Below are 1593 nucleotides of genomic sequence, written 5' to 3' on the forward strand. Positions count from 1 at the left end.
TGTTTTCTCTCAGGACATCGGTAACAGTTCTGCCTCAGGACATCGGTAACACTTCAACATTTAAAGTGGTGACACTTCTCCCCGGGATTTAACGCCCCGAAGTACACAGCCCGCCTACCGGCCTCTCGGCCAGCACGCGGGCTGATGAACTGGAAAGTGTGAAAAATGATCCAGTCAACTCGACAATACGCTTAGCCATCGCCCGATGGCCACAAGACGCTCCCAGAGGCGCGGTCACCGCCTTCTGCACGGAACACGAAATTAGCCGCAAGACTTTCTACCAAATCCGCAAACGAGCCCAAACCGAAGGCCAAGCAGCAGCCCTGGAACCCCGCTCCCGACGGCCGAAAAAAGTGCCTACCGCAACAAGCGAAGCCGTCAAGGACCAAGCGGTCGCAATGCGCAAGGCGTTGCAAGCCTCGGGCTGGGATCACGGACCGATCAGCGTGCACGATCACATGAAGAAGCTGGGCATGCCCACGGTATCGATCTCGGCACTGGCCCGGATCTTCTCCGAACGAGGCCTGGTTACCCCAGCCCCGCAGAAGCGTCCGCGCTCCTCCTACCGGTCCTTCCGATATCCGATGCCCAATTCCTGCTGGCAGCTGGACGCCACCGAATACGTGCTGGAAGGAGGACGCAAATGCGTGATCTTCCAGCTGATCGATGACCATTCCCGGCTGGCGGTCGCTTCATTGGCCGCCAAGACCGAGAACGGCCAAGATGCAGTGAAGGTCTTCCGCAAAGGCATCGAATCGCGCGGCGTGCCACAAAGACTGCTAACCGATAATGGTGATGCGCTGAACCCCATCCGCCGTGGCGTGCTGAGCGAGCTGGTCGCTTACGCCAACGGTCTGGGCATCGCGACGATCACTGGCAAACCCCACAAGCCCACCACCCAGGGCAAGAACGAACGGCTTCATTCAACCTTGTTCAAATGGCTGAAAAAGCAGCCGTTCGCCACCGATCTAGCACAGTTGCAGGCGCAGCTGGATGTCTTCGACCATGCCTATAACACCCAACGCGGGCACCAGTCCCTGGAAGATCGGATGACTCCGCAAGAAGCGTGGGATGCCACGCCCGCAGCTGAGCCGCTGGAGCTTGGGCAATGGAAGGAACTGAGCACGAAACCAGGACCGAGCCAGACTCAAGTAGCTCTTGGCGTCCAAGCCGGAAGTGAGCGCGAGGCCCGGCAGATGGCTGCTGCACGAACCCCTCCAGAGCCGGCTAAGCTCAGCGCCACGCTGCGTTCTGAACTCATGGGCGAGAGCGGAAGCCACGTGCTGCGGGCCAATAAGAACCGCTGCCTGCGGGTTGCCGGGGTTGAAATTTATCTGGGCAAGCTACTGCGCTCAACAGTGGTAAATGTGGTTTGGGACCCGACGGACTTGATGGTGCTGAGCATAGAGGGTGAACTGGTCGCGAAATTCGATTACCCGTTCCCGCAGGGCGTGAAGTATTTGAGTTTGAAGCATGCCACGGCGAAGTTCCAAAACATGCCTGACCCGGTCTGATCTGTTACCGATGTCCTGAGACACCGAGTGTTACCGATGTCCTGAGACAGAAGTGTCACCGGTGTCTTGAGACATCACA

1 protein-coding gene is annotated in these 1593 nt (G+C 58.4%); it reads left to right on the plus strand.

The genetic code is table 11. The features are described from left to right. Nucleotides 1-158 precede the first annotated feature (158 nt). Nucleotides 159-1514: a DDE-type integrase/transposase/recombinase gene (locus EKH49_RS16325; RefSeq protein WP_128471677.1), complete on the plus strand. Its 1356-nt coding sequence runs from the start codon at nt 159-161 to the stop codon at nt 1512-1514. Nucleotides 1515-1593: the final 79 nt, after the last annotated feature.

The sequence above is a fragment of the Glutamicibacter sp. HZAU genome (assembly GCF_004100365.1).
Classification (GTDB): domain Bacteria; phylum Actinomycetota; class Actinomycetes; order Actinomycetales; family Micrococcaceae; genus Glutamicibacter; species Glutamicibacter nicotianae.